20 protein-coding genes and 2 pseudogenes are annotated in these 20,661 nt (G+C 73.7%); 14 read left to right on the top strand and 8 right to left on the bottom strand.

Translation table 11 applies throughout. The features are described 5' to 3' along the window. Positions 1-71 precede the first annotated feature (71 nt). The 4 genes from IE286_RS01955 to IE286_RS01940 form a co-directional block, all read right to left on the bottom strand. Positions 72-467: a TOBE domain-containing protein gene (locus tag IE286_RS01955; RefSeq protein ID WP_189794783.1), complete on the bottom strand. Its 396-nt coding sequence runs from the start codon at positions 465-467 to the stop codon at positions 72-74. A gap of 112 nt (positions 468-579) precedes the next feature. Further along, positions 580-2,529, bottom strand: coding sequence for an APC family permease (locus IE286_RS01950; protein ID WP_189794820.1), 1,950 nt, complete (start codon positions 2,527-2,529; stop codon positions 580-582). 279 nt (positions 2,530-2,808) lie between these two features. Then, the gene (locus IE286_RS01945; RefSeq protein WP_189794819.1) at positions 2,809-3,015 is read right to left on the bottom strand and encodes a DUF5999 family protein; all 207 of its coding nucleotides are present in this window, start codon (positions 3,013-3,015) and stop codon (positions 2,809-2,811) included. 384 nt (positions 3,016-3,399) lie between these two features. After that, positions 3,400-3,984 (bottom strand): hypothetical protein, encoded by a 585-nt coding sequence (locus IE286_RS01940; RefSeq protein WP_189794782.1) that lies wholly within the window; start codon positions 3,982-3,984, stop codon positions 3,400-3,402. A 609-nt stretch (positions 3,985-4,593) separates the two neighbouring features. Between IE286_RS01940 and IE286_RS01935 the strand changes: the two genes are divergently transcribed. Beyond that, complete coding sequence (locus tag IE286_RS01935) at positions 4,594-6,117, top strand: glutamate-cysteine ligase family protein (protein WP_189794781.1); 1,524 nt, start codon at positions 4,594-4,596, stop codon at positions 6,115-6,117. 103 nt (positions 6,118-6,220) lie between these two features. Next, positions 6,221-7,021 (top strand): CPBP family intramembrane glutamic endopeptidase, encoded by an 801-nt coding sequence (locus IE286_RS01930; RefSeq protein ID WP_372462532.1) that lies wholly within the window; start codon positions 6,221-6,223, stop codon positions 7,019-7,021. Between the two features lie 86 nt (positions 7,022-7,107). Here IE286_RS01930 and IE286_RS01925 read toward each other — a convergent pair whose 3' ends face one another. Beyond that, the gene (locus tag IE286_RS01925) at positions 7,108-7,917 is read right to left on the bottom strand and encodes a PhzF family phenazine biosynthesis protein (protein WP_189794780.1); all 810 of its coding nucleotides are present in this window, start codon (positions 7,915-7,917) and stop codon (positions 7,108-7,110) included. Positions 7,918-8,073: 156 nt separating this feature from the next. Here IE286_RS01925 and IE286_RS01920 point away from each other — a divergent pair, with 156 nt between their 5' ends. From IE286_RS01920 to IE286_RS01905, 4 genes and pseudogenes are all read left to right on the top strand, one after another. Next, positions 8,074-8,697, top strand: a complete 624-nt coding sequence (locus tag IE286_RS01920; RefSeq protein WP_189794779.1) for a PadR family transcriptional regulator — start codon at positions 8,074-8,076, stop codon at positions 8,695-8,697. Positions 8,698-8,930: 233 nt separating this feature from the next. Continuing rightward, positions 8,931-9,524 (top strand): annotated as a pseudogene (locus IE286_RS01915) (peptidase). Between the two features lie 106 nt (positions 9,525-9,630). Then, a complete protein-coding gene (locus IE286_RS01910) occupies positions 9,631-10,635 on the top strand; it encodes an EamA family transporter (RefSeq protein ID WP_189794778.1) in 1,005 nt (334 codons plus the stop codon). Between the two features lie 267 nt (positions 10,636-10,902). Beyond that, entirely contained in the window at positions 10,903-11,883 is a 981-nt protein-coding gene (locus IE286_RS01905; RefSeq protein ID WP_189794777.1) for a DMT family transporter, read from the top strand. Positions 11,884-12,108: 225 nt separating this feature from the next. Here the strand turns inward: IE286_RS01905 and IE286_RS01900 are convergent, their stop codons facing one another. Beyond that, positions 12,109-12,780 carry a pyridoxamine 5'-phosphate oxidase family protein gene (locus IE286_RS01900; RefSeq protein ID WP_189794776.1) on the bottom strand — a complete coding sequence of 224 codons (672 nt, stop codon included), beginning with the start codon at positions 12,778-12,780 and terminating at the stop codon, positions 12,109-12,111. Positions 12,781-12,814: 34 nt separating this feature from the next. Here IE286_RS01900 and IE286_RS01895 point away from each other — a divergent pair, with 34 nt between their 5' ends. Together IE286_RS01895 and IE286_RS26980 are read left to right on the top strand one after the other, a co-directional pair. Beyond that, positions 12,815-14,143, top strand: coding sequence for an aminotransferase class I/II-fold pyridoxal phosphate-dependent enzyme (locus IE286_RS01895; protein WP_189794775.1), 1,329 nt, complete (start codon positions 12,815-12,817; stop codon positions 14,141-14,143). A gap of 352 nt (positions 14,144-14,495) precedes the next feature. Continuing rightward, positions 14,496-14,597, top strand: a pseudogene (locus IE286_RS26980) (LysR family transcriptional regulator); the annotation flags it as partial. Positions 14,598-14,654: 57 nt separating this feature from the next. Here the strand turns inward: IE286_RS26980 and IE286_RS01890 are convergent. Beyond that, positions 14,655-15,149 (bottom strand): Rieske (2Fe-2S) protein, encoded by a 495-nt coding sequence (locus IE286_RS01890; protein WP_189794774.1) that lies wholly within the window; start codon positions 15,147-15,149, stop codon positions 14,655-14,657. Positions 15,150-15,311: 162 nt separating this feature from the next. On the opposite strand from IE286_RS01890, the gene IE286_RS01885 reads away from it, so the two are divergent. The 6 genes from IE286_RS01885 to IE286_RS01860 all read left to right on the top strand — a co-directional run bounded on the left by IE286_RS01885 (position 15,312) and on the right by IE286_RS01860 (position 19,917). Next, positions 15,312-16,076, top strand: a complete 765-nt coding sequence (locus tag IE286_RS01885; RefSeq protein ID WP_189794773.1) for a HipA family kinase — start codon at positions 15,312-15,314, stop codon at positions 16,074-16,076. Then, complete coding sequence (locus IE286_RS01880; protein ID WP_189794772.1) at positions 16,073-16,522, top strand: DUF3037 domain-containing protein; 450 nt, start codon at positions 16,073-16,075, stop codon at positions 16,520-16,522. The genes IE286_RS01885 and IE286_RS01880 overlap by 4 nt, the downstream gene beginning before the upstream one ends. Positions 16,523-16,685: 163 nt before the next feature. Then, positions 16,686-17,447 carry a 3-oxoacyl-ACP reductase FabG gene (fabG, locus tag IE286_RS01875; protein ID WP_189794771.1) on the top strand — a complete coding sequence of 254 codons (762 nt, stop codon included), beginning with the start codon at positions 16,686-16,688 and terminating at the stop codon, positions 17,445-17,447. 11 nt (positions 17,448-17,458) lie between these two features. Beyond that, positions 17,459-18,226 carry an SDR family oxidoreductase gene (locus tag IE286_RS01870; RefSeq protein ID WP_189794770.1) on the top strand — a complete coding sequence of 256 codons (768 nt, stop codon included), beginning with the start codon at positions 17,459-17,461 and terminating at the stop codon, positions 18,224-18,226. Positions 18,227-18,552: 326 nt separating this feature from the next. Continuing rightward, positions 18,553-19,236 carry a uracil-DNA glycosylase gene (gene ung / locus IE286_RS01865; RefSeq protein ID WP_189794769.1) on the top strand — a complete coding sequence of 228 codons (684 nt, stop codon included), beginning with the start codon at positions 18,553-18,555 and terminating at the stop codon, positions 19,234-19,236. A 162-nt stretch (positions 19,237-19,398) separates the two neighbouring features. Then, positions 19,399-19,917, top strand: coding sequence for a hypothetical protein (locus IE286_RS01860; protein ID WP_189794768.1), 519 nt, complete (start codon positions 19,399-19,401; stop codon positions 19,915-19,917). A gap of 48 nt (positions 19,918-19,965) precedes the next feature. On the opposite strand, the gene IE286_RS27550 is transcribed toward IE286_RS01860, so the two are convergent. Beyond that, the gene (locus tag IE286_RS27550) at positions 19,966-20,088 is read right to left on the bottom strand and encodes a hypothetical protein (RefSeq protein WP_267969628.1); all 123 of its coding nucleotides are present in this window, start codon (positions 20,086-20,088) and stop codon (positions 19,966-19,968) included. Positions 20,089-20,661: the final 573 nt, after the last annotated feature.

Below are 20,661 nucleotides of genomic sequence, written 5' to 3'. Positions count from 1 at the left end.
CAGGGCTGTGCCCCGGCCTGCGTGCACTGCGCACGAGGCCGGGGCACAGCCTTTGTCGTGCCGGTGGACGGTCAGCCGCGGTCGACGTGGACGTTGGTGGACTTCACCCGGGCGGTGGCCTCCATGCCCACCTCCAGGCCGAGTTCCTCCACGGCCTCCCGGGTCAGCAGGGAGACCAGGCGGTGCGGGCCGGCCTGGATCTCCACCTGGGCGGCGACGTCGCCGAGCTTGATCGCGGTGACGATGCCGGGGAAGGCGTTGCGCACGGAGGTGCGGGACGTCTCGGCCGTCTCGTCGCCGGTGCGGGCCAGTTCCACGGAGAACGCGGCCAGGTCCCGGCCGTCGATGACCCGGCGCCCGCTCTCGTCGCGGTGCGTGGCCATCCGGCCCGCGTCCGCCCACCGGCGGGCGGTGTCCGGGCTGACTCCGAGCAGGCGGGCCGCCTGACCGATGGTGTAGGACTGCATGCCCGTCACGATAGAGGCCCGTCACGACAGGGCGCGCCGCGGCCGGCGCGGACACGGGCCGGCCGCCGGCCGGACGCGGACGGTGGCCGCCGCGCCCCGGGCCGGGCGAGGATCAACCGGTGTGCACGCGGGGCCGTCCGCCCGGGTCCGGCTCGGCCTCGCGCAGGACCTCCCGGGTGACGGTGGCGACCTCGCCCTGGCCGAAGAGGAAGAAGCGCAGGAAATTGTGGAAGGGGTTGCCCTCGGTCCACTGGAAGTAGATGTGCGGGATGCGGCCGGTGGTGTCGCGGACGTACAGCAGCAGGGCGGCCAGGGCGTTGGGGATGGAGGTGGACTCCAGGGAGAGCACGCGGTAGCGGTCGTGCATGACGCCGCCGTGGACGCACAGGCCCGTCTCGAACTCGGAGGGGTCGGTGACCGTAACCTCGACGAAGACGAAGTCCTCGGTGCCGGGCAGGCCGTTGTCGTCGCGGATCTGCTCGATCTTGTCGTGATAGGCGGCCCGGTCCTGGCGGTCGGGCTCGTTGGCGATGAACCGGATCGTGCGGCTGGCGATGTCCCTGACGAAGCGCTCCGCCAGGGGGTCGAGGGTCACCCCGGTCACCCGCAGCTCGAAGGCGCGGGCCAGCCGGGACAGCAGCGACACCAGGATGATCCCGGCGATGAAACAGCCGCCGATCTTCACACCGTCCGGGCGTTCCACCACGTTCGCCGCGGTGGTGTACAGGAACACCGTGGAGATCACCGCGAACACGGCGGTCCACGCCCGCCGGCCCCGCTGGTGGGCGGAGATGGTCACCGCGATCGCCGCCGAGGAGATCAGCACCAGGACACCGGTGGCGTAGGCCCCGCCCTGCCGGTCGACGCTGGCGTCGAAGATCCAGGTGACCAGGAAACCGAGCAGCGTGAACACGAGGACCATCGGCCGCACCGCCCGTGCCCAGTGCGGGGCCATGCCGTAGCGGGGCAGATAGCGGGGCATCAGGTTGAGCAGTCCGGCCATCGCGGAGGCGCCCGCGAACCACAGGATCGCGATGGTGGACACGTCGTACACCGTGCCGAAGGCGTTCCCCAGGTACAGATGCGCCAGATAGGCGAGGGCGCGGCCGTTGGCCTTGCCGCCGGGCTGGAACTGCGCCGCCGGGATCAGCAACGTGGTGATGAAGCTCGTGGCGATCAGAAAACCGCTCATGATCAGCGCGGCGGTGGTGAGCAGCTTCCTGGTGTCCCGGATGCGTCCGGCCGGCCGTTCCTCGGTGTCGCCGGGGTCGCCCGCCACGTGCGGCATCACGGCGACGCCGGTCTCGAAGCCGGACAGGCCGAGCGCCAGCTTGGGGAAGACCAGCAGCGCCACCCCGACCATGACCAGGACGCTGCTGTGCTGGGCGGTCAGGGCACCGGACCAGTCGGTGACCACGTGCTCGGCGGTCAGGACGTGCCACAGGCCGGTGATCACCACGACCACGTTCAGCGCGAGGTAGACGCCCACCAGTGCGACGGCGACGCCGATCGCCTCCAGGAATCCCTTGAGGAACACGGCGCCGAGCAGGGCCAGCAGCACCAGGGTGATCAGCAGCTGGTGGTCGTGGAGGACCCCGGTCAGGTGCGGGTTCTCCACCAGGTGGGTCGAGGCGTCGGCGGCCGACAGGGTGATGGTGATCAGGAAGTCGGTGGCGGCGAAACCGAGCAGGGTCAGGACGAACAGCTTGCCCTGCCAGAACGACAGCAGCCGTTCCAGCATCGCGATCGAGCCCTGGCCGTGCGGACTCTCCTCGGCCACCTTGCGGTAGACGGGCAGGGCACCGGCGAGGGTGACCAGGACCAGGACGAGCGTCGCCACCGGGGAGAGCAGACCGGCCGCCAGAGCCGCGATGCCCGGCTGATAGCCGAGGGTGGAGAAGTAGTCGACACCCGTCAGGCACATCACCCGCCACCATCGCTGTCCCCGGTGGGGGTGTTCCGCGGCGGCGTGCGGGGCCTGCTGGACGCCCTTGCCCATGTCGGACAGGCCCTTCAGCATCCAGGTGCGGAGACGGCCCGGCGGGTGGTGGGTGACGGCCATCGGCCTGCTTTCCGGCATGCGGCCCGGCATAGGTGGTTCCGGCCTGCACGCAGAGCACCAGCGTAGGCGCCCGTGCCGCCGCGGCCTATGGCATCCGGGACGAACGGACGTCAAGCTTCCGTCAAGACCGTCCGCCGGGGACCGTGCGCGGGGACGGCCCCGGCCCGCCCGCTTCCGCCCCGCCTGATGTGCCGTGCCGAGCACGGCGTGCACGCCGGCGGAACGGGCGGCAGTGCGGCCCTGACACGTCGTTGCAGGCCCTGCCCGGCGCCCGGGAGGTCAGACGGTGGTCACCGCCTGGTCGCCGTCCAGCGGGCGGTGCGGGTCGATGATCCGGCCGTCCGGCAGCAGCTCACCGGTGTCCTCGAAGAGCAGGACGCCGTTGCAGAGCAGGCTCCAGCCCTGCTCCGGATGGTGCGCCACACGGCGGGCGGACTCCCGGCCGGCGGAGTCGGCCGGCGGGCACGGCGGCTGGTGCGGGCACACACGGGGCGGGACGTGCTGTGCCGTGGGGCCCTGGGCGCTCGTATTGTCTGTCCTGCGGCTGGTGGCATGCTCCATGGCCGTCCCCCGAAACAGTGAGTGGGACCGATACCCGTGCTGAGCTCGCGCGTGCGGTGCCCGCGGGCCGGTCGCCGCAGCGCTGCTCACCGGTACAGGACGCGCCGGCGGCGTCCGCGGTTCAGCGGAACAGGGCGCATCCGGCGGCCATGGGGTTCGCCACCGGCAGGCGGTGTGCGCCGGTGCACCGCCTGGCCGGCGGCGCAGCATGAGCGCCGGGGGACGAGGCCCGCACTGGACGCCGCGTGCCCCACTGCGACGCAGGGCAGCGAGGCACGCGGCGGGTCTGCCGGACCGGACGGGGGCCGCTCAGGCGGGCGACCCCATGAGCCGGACAGGAGTCACCCGGTGGGTGAGGACCGGGAGCAGGTCGGCCACGCGGTGCGGCACATGGGACGGGATGCCGGGCGGGGCCGGGGCCAGCGGCACCAGCAGATCCGTGGCCGCCGGATGGCCGCCGGCGCCGTCGTCGGAGAGGTCGCCGTGCAGCCACAGGGTGAGCATGTAGAGGCTGGGCATGGACAGCAGCCGCGGCTGGTAGTGCTGGCTCAGGGACTCCGCCTGGCGCAGCGCGCGCTCGGTGGAGGCGACGTAGGGGCCTTCGAAGAAGTGCGCGAAGGCCCAGCCGTCAGGGGTGAGCCTGGTCTCGGCGGCGGCCACCGCACGGTCGCCGCAGCGGATGAGGAACCGCCACCCGGCCAGCCGGGTCGCGGAGACCCCCTGAGGGGTGAACTGCTCCAGGACGTGCACCGGAAGCGCACGGTCCGGGGTCGCCGGTTCCTGGGCGGACCGCAGGGCGGGGGTGGGTGCCTCGCGGACCGCGGTGGGGGAGTCGAGGGCCGTGAGGACGGAGCGCAGGGCGGGAGCGGGAGCCGGGGGTATGTGCAGCGGCATGGTGGGTCGCCTCTCGTTCGACAGGCACGATGACGCGAGGGGTGGGGGCGGACGGCGCTGTCAGCTCTCGGAGGGCGAAGGGGGCGAACGAGGCCGCCTGGTGCCTCGGATCCCGGGTCCGTGACGAAGGAAGGAAAACGGACGACAAGGTATCCGGACATGACCCCGCCCGCGGTCCAGCGCCACGGGTGCCGACCTTCTGCCTGGTGGAGAGTTTATACGACACATGTTCAGATGGTGTTTCGGTAGCTGTTTCCGGCGGGTACAACAAGGCGCTATTCGGCCGGAATTCTGAGTGCCGATGGTCTCTTGCCGGGTGCCGGGTGCCGGGTGCCGGGTGCCGGGTGCCGGGTGCCGTGCGTGGCCCTCCCGTCGCCGCCGCTGCCGCGTGGCGGGTCCGTCGCCGTCGGTGTTTTTCTCCGGGTGCCGGGGGTACCAGGAGATGCCGCCGCCTCATGCCCGTCGAATGTGCCTCCGCTCCAGCGGTCCGGGGCCCGGGGAAGCGGGGAGAACGGGACGTTATCGATCGTGTATGCGGGGCATCATCCCACCTGACTTCGATCCCGGCGGCCGGAGCCAGGGCCGGCCCGAGCGAGGGAGGACGCCGCGATGGGCGAGAAGGTCGTCGCAGGCGAGTTCGACCTGTCCGATCGCAACCGTTACCGTGAGAAGCTCAGGCGGTGCTTGGAGGCACTGGCGCGGCTGCTGGAACAGAAACGGTTCGACCGGCCCCAGAACCTCATGGGGCTGGAGATCGAATTGAATCTGCTCGGCGCCGACGGATTGCCGAAAATGCTGAATGCGCAAGTACTCGAGCGCATCGCCAGCCGGGACTTCCAGACGGAACTCGCCATGTTCAACCTTGAAGTGAACATAGCGCCCCACCGGCTGGGCGGCCGGGTATTCGACCGGCTCGCCGAGGAGCTGCGCACGTCGCTGGCATATGCCGACCGCAAGGCTGCCGAGGTCGATGCCGGAATAGCGATGATCGGCATTCTTCCCACCCTCAACCGGGACGACCTCGTCTCCTCGAATCTGTCCGCCGTCGACCGGTACACCCTGCTCAACGACCAGATCGTCGCGGCCCGCGGCGAGGACTTCACCCTGGACATCGACGGCGTGGAGCGTCTGACCTGCACCTCCCAGTCGATCGTGCCCGAGGCCGCCTGCACCTCCGTGCAGCTGCACCTGCAGGTCACCCCCGGCCGGTTCGCGGACGTGTGGAACGCGGCCCAGGCGGCGAGCGCGGCGCAGATCGCCGTCGGCGCCAACTCCCCTTTCCTCTTCGGCCGTGAGCTGTGGCGGGAGTCCCGCCCGCCGCTGTTCCAGCAGTCCACCGACACCCGGCCGCCGGAACTGCAGGCCCAGGGGGTGCGTCCGCGCACCTGGTTCGGCGAGCGCTGGGTGACCTCGGTGTTCGACCTGTTCGAGGAGAACGTGCGCTACTTCCCGGCGCTGCTGCCGATCTGCGACGAGGAGGACCCGCTCGAGGTGCTGGAGGCCGGCGGGGTGCCCCGGCTGGCCGAGCTGGTTCTGCACAACGGCACCGTCTACCGCTGGAACCGGCCGGTGTACGACATCGCCGACGGCGTCCCGCATCTGCGGGTCGAGAACCGGGTGCTGCCCGCCGGGCCGACGGTCACCGACGTCATCGCCAACGCCGTCTTCTACTACGGCCTGGTGCGCGCCCTCGCGGAGGAGCCGCGCCCGGTGTGGACCCGGCTGCCGTTCCGGGCCGCGGCCGCCAACTTCGACGCCGCCTGCCGGCACGGGATCGACGCCCGGCTGGTCTGGCCCCGGCGCGGCCGCCTGTCCGGCACCGCCGAGGTCGATGCCGTCACCCTCGTCCGGGACGAACTGCTGCCGCTGGCCGAGGCCGGGCTGAATGCGTGGGGCGTGGAGCCCGCGGACCGGGACCGGTATCTCGGGGTGATCGAGGAACGGTGCCGGCTCAGGGCCAACGGTGCCCAGTGGCAGGCCGCGACCTTCCACCGGGCCATGGAACGCGGCCTGGACCGGCAGGAGGCGCTGGCCGCCACGACACGCCGCTACCGCGAGCTGATGTGGCGCGACGATCCGGTGCACACCTGGCCGGTCGGTGTTCCGGAGCCGGAAGTGGTGCCGCTGACCTGAGTGCCGCCGGCACCGTCCGGGCGCGCCGCCGGGCCCCGGTCGCTCCCCTTCCGGGCTGATCGGGCAAGCTGAGACGTCCCGAGACGGTGGAGTGGAGGCGCGCGTGCAGTCCGAGACCGGGCCGATGGCCGCAACCGAGTCCCGAGAACGGCCGTCACGGCGGATCCTGCGGGACGAGACACTGCTCGTCCTCGCGCTCTCGCTGGGCGCCAGCGGGGTGTCCGCCGTGATCAGCTTCGTCGGCTCGGTGACGAAGCCGGGCGGTCTGAAGGACCAGGCGGCCACCCTCAACGCCTCCGCCGCGCCGGGCCGCCCCTGGCTCGACCTGGCCTGGCAACTGTTCGGGATCGCCACCGCGCTCGTGCCGGTGGCGCTGGTCGCCCACCTGCTGCTGCGCGAGGGACGCAGCCTGCGCACCCTCGGCTTCGACCGCTCCCGTCCCTGGCCGGACCTCGGCCGCGGCGCGGTGATCGCGGCGCTGATCGGCAGCGCCGGCATCGCCTTCTACCTGGCCGCGCGCGGCCTGGGCTTCAACCTCACCGTCGTGCCCGAGGCACTGCCCTCGGTGTGGTGGAAGTACCCGGTGCTCATCCTGTCCGCGGTGCAGAACGCGGTGCTGGAGGAAGTGATCGTCGTCGGGTTCCTGCTGCGCAGGCTGGATCAGCTGGGCTGGACGGCGGGGCGGTCGCTGGCGGCCAGCTCCGTCCTGCGCGGCTCGTACCACCTCTACCAGGGCGTCGGCGGCTTCCTCGGCAACGTGGTGATGGGCCTGGTGTTCGTGCGGCTGTACCGGCGGTGGGGACGGGTCGGCCCGCTGGTGGTGGCGCACTCCCTGCTCGACATCGGTGCCTTCGTGGGCTACGCCCTGCTCGCCGGCAAGGTCGGCTGGCTCCCCACGGCATAGCGCGGGCACCGGCCCGCCGCGAGCAGGGCGTTCGGCCGCAAAAGGGGGCACGCAGGACCCGCCCCGCCGCAGAACAGCCGCGGCCGCTACGCCAGCAGGTCGCCCTCGATGACGGTGACCGCGTGCCCGGTCAGCAGGGTGCGCTCGCCGCGCACGGTGGTGCGCACCAGCCCGGAGCGGACGGAGGCCTGCAGTCCGGTGAGGTCGTCGCGGCCCAGGCGCGCGGACCAGAACGGGGCCAGCGCGGTGTGGGCGCTGCCGGTCACCGGGTCCTCGTCGATGCCGACGTTCGGGAAGAAACAGCGCGAGACGTAGTCGTAGCCGCGTGCCGGGTCCTCGGCGCGGGCGGTGGCGATGATGCCGCGCGCGGAGTAGGCGGCCAGGGCCTTCGGATCCGGTTCCAGTGCGCGGACGGTCTTCTCGTCGGTGAGCTCCACCAACAGGTCGCCGACGGCTGCCCCGGTGTCCATGGCCGTGCTCGGTGCGGCGCCCAGCGCGTCGGCGACACCGTCGGGCACCTCGACCGGCGTCAGCGGCGCGGTCGGGAAGTCCAGGGTGATCGAGCCGTCGTCCGCCGGGGTCGCCGTCAGCACACCGCTGCGGGTGGCGAAGCGCACCGGCCCGGTGTGGGCGCCGGTGGTGTGCAGGACATGGGCGGTGGCGAGCGTGGCGTGACCGCACATCGCGACCTCGGTGGCGGGCGTGAACCAGCGCAGCGCCCAGTCCGCCTCCGCGTCCTCGGGCAGCGGGTGCGCGAACGCCGTCTCGGAGTGGTTGACCTCCCGTGCCACCCGCTGGAGCCAGTCGTCCTCCGGGAAGGCGTCCAGGAGGAGGACCCCGGCGGGGTTGCCGGTGAAGGGGCGGTCGGTGAAGGCGTCCACGATTCGCATGCGCATGCCCTGACGGTACGGGTGGACACGGCCCGCGGCCAAGGCGGACGCGGGCCGGCACGGCTCGGGCGGGGCCGGATCGGGGTCTTGTCGCTCTACAGTCACCGATATATCGTCGAGGCATCGCGACGGATCGGCAAACGAGGGAAGGAAGTGGGGGAGATGCAGGTCCACGGTTTCGGCCGCGGGCACCGGCGCGGCGCTTTGTGGCGGGGGCCGTCCGGCTTCGACGGCCGGCGGGCCGCCTTCGGACCGTTCGGCCCGGGCGGTCCGGCGTTCGGGGGATTCGGTCCGGGCTTCGGTCCCGGCCCCTGGGGCGGCCGGGGGCGCGGCGGGCCCCGCGGCAGGGCACGGCGCGGTGATGTGCGGGCCTCGATCCTGGCGCTGCTCAAGGACCGGCCCATGCACGGCTACGAGATGATCCAGGAGATCACCGAGCGCAGCGGCGGGGCGTGGAAACCCAGCCCCGGCTCGGTCTACCCCACCCTCCAGCTGCTGGAGGACGAGGGGCTCGTCGTCGGCGCCTTCGAGGGCGGCAAGAAGCTGTACTCGCTCACCGAAGCGGGCCGCGCCGCGGCCGACGAGGGGCCGGACGCCCCCTGGGAGGAGGCCGCCCGCGGCATCGACCGGGAGGCCCTCGGCGAGATACGCCAGGCCGGCTTCGGTGTGATGGAGGCCTTCGGGCAGGTCTGGAGGACCGGCACCGAGGAGCAGCGGGAGAAGGCGCTCGCCGTCCTCGCCGAGACGCGCAAGAAGCTGTACCTGATCCTCGCCGGCGACGACTGACCCGGCCACCGGGGAGGCAGGGCTGCCGGGTGACGGTACGTCGGTGCAGGGTGCCTCGTGCGGGACGCGCGGGGCACCCGCGTGCGGCCGGTCCGCTGTGCGCAGCCTGCGAACATTGGCCTGATCTCATCCGTAAGGAGGAGATTCCGGCCGGTCGGATCCGCTTGGCGAGGGACGCGCGGATGCTTCCCGTCGGCGATGCGTGCGGGCCGCGGGACTGATGAGGTGGAGGGGTGCAACCCCGTATCCCCAGGCAGCCGGCCCCTGAGGACGGCTGCGCTCCCGGTGAGGGCGCCGGGCTCGGCGCCGAGCTGGCGGCCGTGGTCACCGCCGCCCGCAGGAGGGCGGTCCGCGACGCGGACCGGCACACCGACACCGCCCACCTGCTGCACGCCCTGCTGGAGGCCGACCCCGAGGTGCGCGCCGTCCTAGGCGACGGCCCGCTGATCGCCCGGCTGCTCGGCTAACTGGTCCAGCGCAGCATCGGTTACGGGCTGCGCTGGCGCGGCAGCGTCGAGGACTTTGGGGCTCTGCCCGTGCTCACCGAGGACGCGCGGTCCGGGGCGGACGGCCGGCGCTGCTCGCCGGCGGCCTGCGCCGCCCTCGCCCACGCCCGCAGGCGCGCCGCACGGCACGGCCGGGATGCGGCGTGCGGCCTGGATCTGCTCGCCGGCCTCCTCGCCGACCCCCGGTCGCGGGCCGCCGAGGTGCTCACCCGCGCCGGGGCCTGCCTGGACGAACTGGCCGCCCGGCTCGACGACGACGCCCGGACCCGGCCCCACGACACCTCGCACGGGAACCACGCCGGCCTCCCCGATCCCGCCTGACCCGGCCGTTGGATCGTCCGACGACCGGTGAGCCGCACGGCGGCACCGTCCGGCCGGTGAGACAGGTGTCAACGGGGGTGACGCTGGTGTCTGCGCCTGTCATCATGTGCCGGTGGTGACGTCGTCGATCGGTCGCAGGCCGCCCGGCAAGGCTGTCGGGCTCGGTGTCGCGTTGGTGTCCGCCCTGTCCTTCGGCGGGTCCGGAGTGGCGGCCAAGCCGTTGATCGAGGCGGGTCTCGACCCGCTGCAGGTGGTGTGGCTGCGGGTCACCGGCGCGGCGCTGGTCATGCTGCCGCTCGCGGTGCGCCACCGGGCGCTGCTGCGGCAACGGCCCGCGCTGCTGGCCGGATTCGGGCTGCTCGCGGTCGCCGGGGTGCAGGCCTGCTACTTCGCCGCGCTCTCCCGGATCCCCGTCGGGGTCGCCCTGCTCATCGAATACCTGGCTCCCGCGCTGGTGCTGGGCTGGGTGCGGTTCGTGCGGCGGCGGCCGGTGTCCCGGGCCGCCGTGCTCGGCGTGGTCCTCGCGGCCGGCGGACTCGCCTGCGTCGTGGAGGTCTGGTCGGGTCTGGGTTTCGATCCGCTCGGGCTGCTGCTCGCGCTGGGCGCGGCCGGCTGCCAGACCGGCTACTTCGTGCTCTCCGACCAGGGCGCCGGCGGCGGCCGCGCCGCCCCCGACCCGCTCGGCGTCATCGCCTACGGGCTGCTCGTCGGCGCCGTCGCACTGACCGCCGTGTCCCGGCCCTGGACCATGGACTGGACGGTGCTCGGCGGAACCGCACACCTCGACGGCACCCCGGTCCCGGCCGCCGTCCTGCTGGGCTGGATCGTGCTGATCGCGACCGTCCTTGCCTATGTCACCGGGGTCGTCTCGGTGCGCCGGCTCACCCCGCAGGTCGCGGGCGTCGTGGCCTGCCTGGAAGCGGTGGTCGCCACGGTGCTGGCCTGGGTGCTGCTGGGCGAGCACCTCTCCGCGCCCCAGGCGGCCGGCGGTGCCGTCGTGCTGTTGGGCGCGTTCATCGCACAGTCCTCGACCCCCGCCGAGGGCGCGGCGGAACCGGTGGCCGACGGCGGCGCGGACCGGACGTTGCCGGCGCGGGGGACCACGGCTTAAGGTTCCGCTCATGCACGCGAAAGCACTCGTTCTTCCGCCCCCCGCCGCCTGAGGCGGGCCCCGGTGGACGGCCCGGCACGACGCCGGGCCTGATGGCCTTGCGACCGGACCAGACCTCTGCGTCCGGCGAGAGGCGTCGGCCTGTCGCGCAGGCGGTGACCGCCGCGCGCTGCGACAGGCCCGAACGGTGCTGCCCGCAGAAGGAAGTTCCATGACCCCGACGCACCGGGGTTTCCCCTGTGTGCTTCTGCTCTGCGGAGAGAAAACGTGTCACAAGCTTCCTCAGGCCTGCCCGTCGGGCGCGGCCTGCTCTACCTGATCGTCGCCGGTACCGCGTGGGGCACCGCGGGTGCGGCCGGCTCCCTGGTCTACCGGGTCAGCGACATGGGCCCCGCCGCCCTGTCCTTCTGGCGCTGCGTGACCGGCGCCGCCCTGCTGGCCGGCGTGCGGCTGCTGCGCCCGCGCACCCGGCGCCCCGCGCCGTCCCTGCCGCTCGCCCGGCGGCTGCTGCGGGCCTGTGCCACCGGTGCCGGGCTGGCCGTGTTCCAGACGGCGTACTTCGCCGCCGTCGAGGCCACCGGGCTCGCCGTGGCGACCGTCGTCACCCTCGGCGCCGGGCCCGTCCTCATCGCTCTCGGCGCCCGTCTCACCCTGGGCGAACGGCTCGGCCGGGGCGGAGCGGCCGCCGTGGGCGGGGCGCTGGCCGGACTGGGCGTGCTGGTGCTGGGCAACGGCGGGGGAGAGGTGCGCCCGCTCGGCGTGCTGCTCGCCCTCGCCTCGGCGGCCGGCTACGGCGCGATGACGCTGCTGACCCGGCGCTGGGGCCGGTCGGGCGGCGCCGGCGACGCGGCCACCACCGTCGAGACGTTCGCGGTCTGCTGCGTGTGCCTGCTGCCGTTCGCCCTGGCGGAGGGGCTGGTGCCGCACACCGGGGACCCCGTCCGGCTGCTGGCGCTGCTGGCCTGGATCGGGTCGGTGCCCACGGCCCTCGCCTACGCCCTGTACTTCGCGGGCGCGGCCGTCGTCCGCTCGGCCACCGTCTCCGTGATCATGCTGCTGGAGCCGGTCGGCGCGGCCGTGCTGGCCGTCGCGCTGCTCGGCGAGCGGCTGACCGCGGCGACCTGCCTGGGCGCCGTGCTGCTGCTCGGGTCGGTCACCGGTCTCGCCCTCGCGGAGGCGCGCGGCATCCGCGGCGGACCCGGTGACCACGACGGAGCAGGACACGCCGAGGAGCCGGCCGTGGTGTGACCGCCGTCCGTCCGGTCGGCGGGGGCCGGAGACCTCACCGGCCCCCGCCCGTCCGGTCCGGGGCCGGGGCGTACCACGGGACGGACACCGCCGGCCTTCCGCCGTGGACACGCCCAGGACCGCCTCAGCCTCCGCGCCGGCGCGGCGAGCCGGCCGACGTCGCGGCCGGCCGGCCAGTCCTGCCACGCGGTGTCTCCAGGGGCGCGTCCCGGGGAGGGATCAGCATCACAGCGCCGCCAGGTATGCGGGGACGGCGACGCCGGGGGCCAGGTCCTCCGCGGCGGCCGGGGTGCCGTAGCGCTGCCGCACCGGTATCACCCCGGCCCAGTGGGGCAGCGCCAGGTCCTCCGGTTCGTCGTGGACGCCGCCGGTGCGCACCTTGGCCGACACCTCCGCCAGGTCCAGGCGGAGCACGGCGGTCGCGGCCAGCTCCTTGGCGTTCGCCGGGCGGCAGTCGGCGGAGCGGCCCGGCACGGCATGGTCGACCAGGGCGTCCAGCGCCGCCCGCTTCTCCTGCTCGTCGGTGACCGGGCGGGCCGTGCCGTGCACCACCACGGAGCGGTAGTTCACCGAGTGATGGAAGGCGGAACGGGCCAGGACCAGACCGTCGACATGGGTGACCGTCAGGCATACCGGCAGTCCGGCACCGGACCGGCCGGCCGTGCGCAGCGGACGCGAACCCGTCGAGCCGTGCACGTACAGCCGCTCGCCGGCCCGCGCGTACAGCGTCGGCAGCACCACGGGCGCCCCGTCGCGCACGAAGCCGAGGTGGCAGACCCGGCCCTCGTCCAGGATCGCGTGCACCAGCTCCCGGTCGTACGAGACCCGGTGCGCGCTGCGGGTGGGCACGGTGCGGTCGGTGGGCTCGTAGACGGCGGAGGGCGGCGGGGTCCCCATGACGACTCCTCTGTACTAGTACAATATGCACATTGTGCTAGGAGAATATCCGATCGAAGGGCGTCGTGCGGCGGACATCGCCGCGAGCATCGAGCGCGCGGTGGGCTCGGGGACGCTGGAACCAGGTCACCTGCTGCCGCCGATCCGTAAGCTGGCGGCCCGTCTGCAGGTCAACCCGAACACCGTGGCGGCCGCGTACCGCGTACTGCGCGAACGCGGGGTCGTCGAGACCGCCGGGCGCCGCGGCAGCCGGGTCCGCCCCGCGCCCGCGACCACCGGACATCACATCCGTGTGGAGGTGCCCGAGGGGGTGCGCGACGTCTCCAGCGGCAACCCCGACCCCGCGCTGCTGCCGCCGCTGGCCCCGGCGTTCGCGGCGGCCGCCGCCCGCCAGGACCGCGCACCGGTGCTCTACGGCCACGCCCTGCTGGACGAGGAACTGGAGCGCCGCGCGCGGGCCGCACTGGACGCGGACGGGGTGCCCGCAGGCCCGCTCGCGGTGGTGTCCGGCTCCCTGGACGGCATCGAACGCATCCTGGCCGCGCACCTCAAACCGGGCGACACGGTCGCGGTCGAGGACCCCGGCTGGGGCCGGACGCTCGACCTGGTGCCCGCGCTCGGACTGCACCTCGCCCCCGTCGGCGTCGACGACGACGGCCCGCTCCCCGACGACGTCGCGCGCGCCCTGGACGGCGGCGCCCGCGCCCTGATCGTCACCGACCGCGCGCAGAACCCGACCGGAGCCGCACTGAGCGCCCCGCGCGCCCGCGTCCTGCGCACCGTGCTGCGCGACCACCCGGACACCCTGCTCGTCGAGGACGACCACGGTCACGGCATCGTCGGCCTCCCCCTCCACCCGCTCGCCGGCGCCACCCGGCACTGGGCCTTCGTCCGCTCGGCCGCGAAGGCCTACGGCCCCGATCTGCGCCTGGCCGTCCTCACCGGGGACGAGACCACCGTGGACCGGGTGCGCGGACGGCAGCGGCTCGGTCCCGGCTGGGTGAGCCTGCTGGTGCAGCGCGCCGTCGTACGACTGTGGGACGACGACGGCTTCGACGTGAGCGCGGTGGCGGCCGCCTACGACCGCCGACGCCGGGCGCTGAGCGGCGCGCTGGCCGAGCGCGGCGTCGCCGCCCACGGGCGCAGCGGCCTGAACGTGTGGGTGCCGGTACCGGACGAGACGACAGCGGTGGCCCGGCTGCTGCACGCCGGCTGGGCCGTCGCCCCCGGCGCGCGCTACCGGCTCGGCGCGCCCCCGGGCATCCGGATCACCGTCTCCACACTCCCGGAGCACGAGGCACCGGCCCTGGCGGACGCGGTGGCGGCCGCACTCGCGCCGGGGCCCGCGCGGACCTACGTGTGACAGCGGTCCGGTGCGGACCTGTGTGCGACAGTGGTCCGGCGCGGAGCTGCATCTCAGACCACGCCAGGTACGTCTGAGGGCAGGTCAGGGCTTCCCCGGTCGGCGCGGCACCGGTCGCACCGGCTGGCCGTCCCGTGTGCGCCGCCTGGACGGCGTCGGCCGCCCGGCGCCGCCCCCGGCAGCGGACCTGCGTCAGGGCCGCGCCCGTCGGCACGATCACCGCACCCACCGGTGTCGACCAGGTCAGCTTGCCCACCGAGCACGGCGACCCCCGCGGCCGTGGCGATGACCGGACGACATACGTGATCCGCGAGGCGGTGCGCCGGCACGTCTACGGTGCGCCGGCACGTCTACGGTGCGCCGGCACGTCTACGCGGTCTGGCGCACCGACGCCGACCGGCGGCCCTCGATCCGCGCCGCCGTGGAGGCGTTGCGGACGGCGGGGGAGCGGGTCGGTCGACGGCGTCGGGACGCTTGGCCCGGCGGGTGCGCACGGGCCGGCACGGCCGGCTCAGGCGAGCCTGATCTCGTCCCCGGACACGGAGATCGTCCGGGCGGGCAGCGGCCGGGTCGCCGGGCCGTTGCGGACGCTGCCGTCGGTGGCGGAGAAGGCGCTGCCGTGACAGGGGCACATGATCTTCCCGTCGGTGATCCGGGCGACCGTGCAGCCCTGGTGGGTGCACGTCGACGAGAACGCCTTGAACTGCCCCTTCGCCGGCTGCGTCACCACCACCCCCTGCGAGCCGAAGACCTTGCCGCCGCCCTCCGGGATGTCGGAGGTCTTCGCCAGGACGGTGCCGAAGGAGCCGGCCGCGGCGCTGTCGCCGCCGGTGCCGTCGGCACTCCGGGAGGGGGCCGCGCCGGAGCCGGACGTGTCGTCCGAGCCGCACGCGGCCAGGACCGCCGCCAGGCCCGCCGCACCCGCCGCTGCCACGACGGTGCGGCGGGCCGGCGCCGCCTGCGGACCGCGCGCCGCACCCGCTTCGCTGCTCGAGGTCACCGACATACCCGTGTTCCTTTCGTCAGGACGTGCCGTGCTGATGTGCAAGGATGTGCCGTGCTGATGTGCAAGGACGTGCCGTGCTGATGCGCACAGGGGTACGGCCGCCGGCCTCCGCGCGTTCACCCGCGCGCCACAGCCCGGCCGGAACGCCGATAACCTGGGGCGATGCTGAAGGAAGTCAACGCGACCCGGTTCATCGCGCCGTTGCGCGAGGGCGGATCGCTGCCGGGGCTCGTCGAGGCCGACGACTTCGAAACGTACGTGCTGAAGTTCACCGGCGCCGGACAGGGCCGCAAGACACTGATCGCCGAGGTGGTGTGCGGCGAACTGGCCCGCCGGCTGGGCCTGCGGGTGCCGCGCCTGGTGACCATCGGCCTCGACCCGGTGCTCGGCGTCGGCGAACCCGACGAGCGGGTGCAGGACCTGCTCAGGTCCAGCGGCGGAACAAACCTCGGGATGGACTTCCTCTCCGGCGCCCTCGGGTTCGACCCGCTCGCCTTCCCGGTGGACGCCGAGGAGGCCGGGCGGATCGTGTGGTTCGACGCCCTGGTGAACAACGTGGACCGCTCCTGGCGCAACCCCAACCTGCTGCGCTGGCACGGCGAGCTGTGGCTCATCGACCACGGCGCCACCATGATCTGGCACCACAACTGGCCCGGCGCCGAGGCCTCCGCCGCGCGCCCCTACGACGCCTCCGACCACGCGCTGGCCGCCTTCGCCCCCGACGTCGCGGCGGCTGCGGCCGATCTCGCCCCGCTCGTCACCGAGGACCTGCTGGCCGAGGTGACGGCCGAGATCCCCGACGTCTGGTTGAGCGACGAGCCCGGCTTCGCCGCACCGGACGAGGTGCGCCGGGCCTACGCGCGCCCGCTGCTGACCCGCGCGGCCGTCGTCCACGAACGCATCACCGGTCTGGAGGGAACCCGATGAGCGACCGTCCTGTGCTCGGCGGCCGGCAGGCGGGCGAGCGTCACATCACCCGGGCCGGCCAGGGCCGCGGCCGGGACGTCTTCGAGTACGCGCTGCTGCGCGTCGTGCCGCGCGTGGAGCGCGGCGAGTGCGTCAATGCGGGCGTCGTCGTCTACTGCCGGGCCCGCTCCTACGTCGGCGCCCGCACCCACCTGGACGAGGCACGGCTGCTGGCCCTCGACCCGGCGGCCGATGTGGCGGGGGTGCGGGCCGCGCTGGAGGCCGTGGAGAAGGTGTGCGTTGGAGGCGAGGCGGCCGGGGCGGTGGGCGGCGACGACCCCGGGCGGCGGTTCCGCTGGCTCGTCGCGCCCCGCTCGACGATCCTGCAGCCCGGCCCGGTCCACACCGGTCTGACCACCGACCCGGTGGCCGAGACGGAACGGTTGCTGCGGCTCCTGGTGAGGTAATGGATCACATCACACCCGGTGTCCCGTTGACACCGGGTGTGAGGGCTTCTAGCGTCACGTCTGCCGAAGGTACTAAGCGGTCGCTCACCGTAGGCCGGACCGGGTTCCGACGACCCGGACCGGGTTGTCCCCAGGGCGATGTCTAGGGCGAGGAGAAGCAGCAATGTCCACCACTGAGCAGCGGGTAGCCGTCGTCACCGGTGCCGCGCGCGGCATCGGCGCGGCCACCGCCGTCCGTCTGGCCGCCGAGGGGCGCGCGGTCGCCGTGATCGACCTCGACGAGTCCGCCTGCAAGGACACCGTGGAGAAGATCACCGCGTCCGGGGGCCAAGCCCTCGCCGTCGGCGCCGACGTCTCCGACGAGGCGCAGGTCGAGGCCGCCGTCGCCCGCGTGGTCGAGGAACTCGGCGCGCCCACCATCCTGGTCAACAACGCGGGCGTGCTCCGCGACAACCTGCTGTTCAAGATGAGCGTGTCCGACTGGGACACCGTCATGAACGTGCACCTGCGCGGCTCGTTCCTGATGACCCGTGCCTGCCAGAAGTACATGGTCGACGCCGGCTTCGGACGCATCGTCAACCTCTCCTCGTCCTCCGCGCTCGGCAACCGCGGCCAGGTCAACTACTCCGCGGCCAAGGCCGGTCTGCAGGGCTTCACCAAGACTCTGGCCAAGGAGCTGGGCAAGTTCGGCATCACCGCCAACGCCGTCGCCCCCGGCTTCATCGCCACCGAGATGACCAAGGCCACCGCCGAGCGGGTCGGCATGGGCTTCGAGGACTTCAAGGCCGCGGCCGCCACCCAGATCCCGGTGCAGCGCGTCGGCGAGCCGGAGGACGTCGCCAACGCCATCGCCTTCTTCACGGGCGACGCGGCCGGCTTCGTCTCCGGCCAGGTGCTGTACGTCGCCGGCGGACCGCTGAACTGAGGAACGACCAGATGACTTCCGTAGAACTGCCCGAGGAGTCGGGCAAGGTCGCCCTCGTCACCGGCGCCAGCCGCGGCATCGGCTACGGCGTGGCCGAGGCGCTGGTCGCCCGCGGCGACCGGGTGTGCATCACCGGCCGCAACGAGGAGGCGCTGAAGGAGGCCGCCGAACGGCTGGGCTCGAAGCGGGTGATGACCGTCGCGGGCAAGGCGCACGACGAGGCCCACCAGCACGAGGCCGTCGAACGCGTCATGGAGACGTTCGGCCGCATCGACTACCTGGTCAACAACGCCGGCACCAACCCGGTGTTCGGCCCGCTCGCCGACCTCGACCTGAACGTGGCGCGCAAGGTCTTCGAGACCAACGTCCTCTCCGCGCTCGGGTTCGCCCAGCGCACCTGGCACGCCTGGCAGAAGGACAACGGCGGCGCGATCGTCAACATCGCCTCCATCGCGGGCCTGGCCCCCTCGCCGTTCATCGCGGCGTACGGCGTCAGCAAGGCCGCGCTGGTCAACCTCACCCAGCAGCTGGCACACGAATACGCGCCCAAGGTGCGGGTCAACGCGATCGCGCCCGCGGTGGTGAAGACCAAGTTCGCCGCGGCTTTGTACGAGGGCCGTGAGGAGGAGGCGGCCGCCGCCTATCCGCTGGGCCGGCTCGGGGTGCCCTCCGACATCGGCGGTGCGGCGGCGTTCCTCACCTCCGAGCAGTCCGACTGGATCACCGGGCAGACTCTCGTCATCGACGGCGGCATCTTCCTCAACGCCGGCGTCGGCTGAGACGCGCCGGCGGTCGCGATCCGGTCACGACGGCCGCCCTCCTGGGACGGCACCCGGGCCCGCTCACGTGGCAGGCCGGGTGCCGACGGCCGCCCGCGACACGGGCGGGCGGTGAAGCTCTCCGCCGCCCGCATCCGCGGCGGCCGACGACGGCGTCGCCGGCCAAGAGCGGGCTCCCGGTCCGTCGTCGACCAGGGAGACGGGGGAGCTGTCCCGCAGGAACAGCCGCCGGCGCGGGACGTTTCCGCCGCGGTGGGGCGTTGTCAGTGGTCGCCGGTAGGTTCGGAGTCCTGCAAGTGACCGCACACCGTTGAAGGACGAACGACGTGACCGACATCGCCATGCTGCCCGAGTCCTGGCGCGGGGTTCTGGGCGACGAGCTGCAGCAGCCCTACTTCCAGGAGCTGACCGAGTTCGTCGAGAAGGAGCGGGCGAACGGTCCCGTGTACCCGCCGCGCGAGGAGGTCTTCGCCGCGCTGGAGGCCACGCCGTACGACCGGGTGAAGGTGCTGATCCTCGGGCAGGACCCCTACCACGGCGAGGGCCAGGGCCATGGCCTGTGCTTCTCCGTCCGCCCCGGGGTGAAGATCCCGCCGTCGCTGCGCAACATCTACAAGGAGCTGCACGAGGACCTGGGCGTCCCCGTCCCGGACAACGGCTACCTCATGCCGTGGGCCCGGCAGGGCGTGCTGCTGCTCAACGCGGTGCTCACGGTCCGCGCCGGCGAGGCCAACTCGCACAAGGGGCGCGGCTGGGAGCGGTTCACGGACGCGGTGATCCGCGCGGTCGCCGAGCGGCCGGACCCGGCGGTCTTCGTGCTGTGGGGCAACTACGCCCAGAAGAAGCTCCCGCTGATCGACCAGAACCGGCACGTGGTCGTCAAGGGCGCCCACCCCTCCCCGCTGTCCGCCCGCAAGTTCTTCGGCTCCCGCCCCTTCTCCCAGATCGACGAGGCGGTGGCCCGCCAGGGCCACGAGCCGATCGACTGGCAGATCCCGGACCTGGGCTGAGCGAGGCCGCACTCCCGCCGGCCGGGGCGGTCCGGGGGCGGCCGGCGGGAGGCGGGACCGCATTGCGTGGGCGTGTCCGTCGTGTCCCGGGCCGCCTGACCTGGATGGCCCGTGGCTGCGGCTAGCGTCGTACACGTCGGTCGGGACAGGGCTGGAGGCCGGGTGACGGAACGACAGGAGCAGACGGCGGCGGACGCCGTGCTGACGCGGATCGGCCAGAGCGTGCTGCTGCACCACGCCGGGGACCGCGAGGAGGCACGGCTGCGGCTGCTCGATCTGTGGCACGAGATCGCCGAGGACGGCGATCCGCTGCACCGCTGCACAGTGGCCCACTACATGGCCGACACCCAGGACGATCCCGCGGACGCGCTGGCCTGGGACCTCAGAGCGCTGTCCGCCGCCGAGGAACTGCGGGACGACCGGCTCGGCGGCCACGCCGGAGCGCCGGCCGCCCGCGCCCTCTACCCCTGCCTCCACCTCGACCTGGCCGCCGACTACGCCCGGCTCGGCCGTGCGGAGGCCGCCCGGAGCCATCTGCGCCGCGCGCGGGCGGCGGCCGACACCCTGCCCGACGACAGCTACGGAGCCTCGGTGCGCGCGGCGATCCGGCGGCTGGAACAGCGGCTGGGACAGGACGACGGCAACGGCGGCCCGGGCGGACCGCCCCGGCAGCGGTCCTGAGACCACCGCGGCCGCACCGGCGTGCTGCCGCACCCGGCCGGGGACGGATCAGCGGCCGAAGGTCTGCCCGCAGATCTTCTCCTCCGGACTGCCGATCCGCCAGCGGCCGTACTGCGTGCCGAGCGCGCACAGACCCGAAGCCCGGGCCGCGGGGTTCGGCAGACCGGGCACGGGAAGCGGGGCGTGCGTGTGCGGGCTGCGCTGCGTCTGCCGTGGACGTGGTGCCTGAGGCCGCTCATGGCGCTCGTGCAAGCGTGGTGCCGGCGCCGCGGGCTGCGCTGCCCCGGCGTCGGCGCCGGCCCCGGCCGCGGGCCGGGAGGGGGGCCGGCCGGCCGGGTCGGGAGCGGCGGACGGGGCGGTCCGTTCCAGCGCCTGCCGCGGCGAGGCCTGCGAATCCGGCGCGGCGGCGCCGTCCGGACGGGGCCCCGGCGGCCGTGCGGTGGCCGCGGCATGGCCCGGCTCGGGCGTCCGCTGGACCGTGACGCAGCCGGTCAGGGCCGAAACGGCCGCCATGACGAGAAGCGTTGCGGTGGTCGTCGGTCGATGCACCCGTGCCACTCTGCTCGGGTCGCCGTGCCGGCGGCCGGGGGACAGGCCGAGGATGCCCCGCACGGGTGACCCCGCACGCCCCTGGAGGGTTGGGTGCGGTACCCGAAGGTGACGCCCGTCCGCCGCCGTCCCGGGGGTGCCGCATCACCGGCCGGCGGCCCGGACGGCCCCCGTATGCTGCGGAGGCACAAAGGC

The sequence above is a fragment of the Streptomyces thermodiastaticus genome (assembly GCF_014656135.1).
GTDB classification, from domain to species: Bacteria; Actinomycetota; Actinomycetes; order Streptomycetales; family Streptomycetaceae; genus Streptomyces; species Streptomyces thermodiastaticus.
Note: the sequence above shows the minus strand (reverse complement) of the source record. Positions and strands in the feature narration are given on the sequence as shown.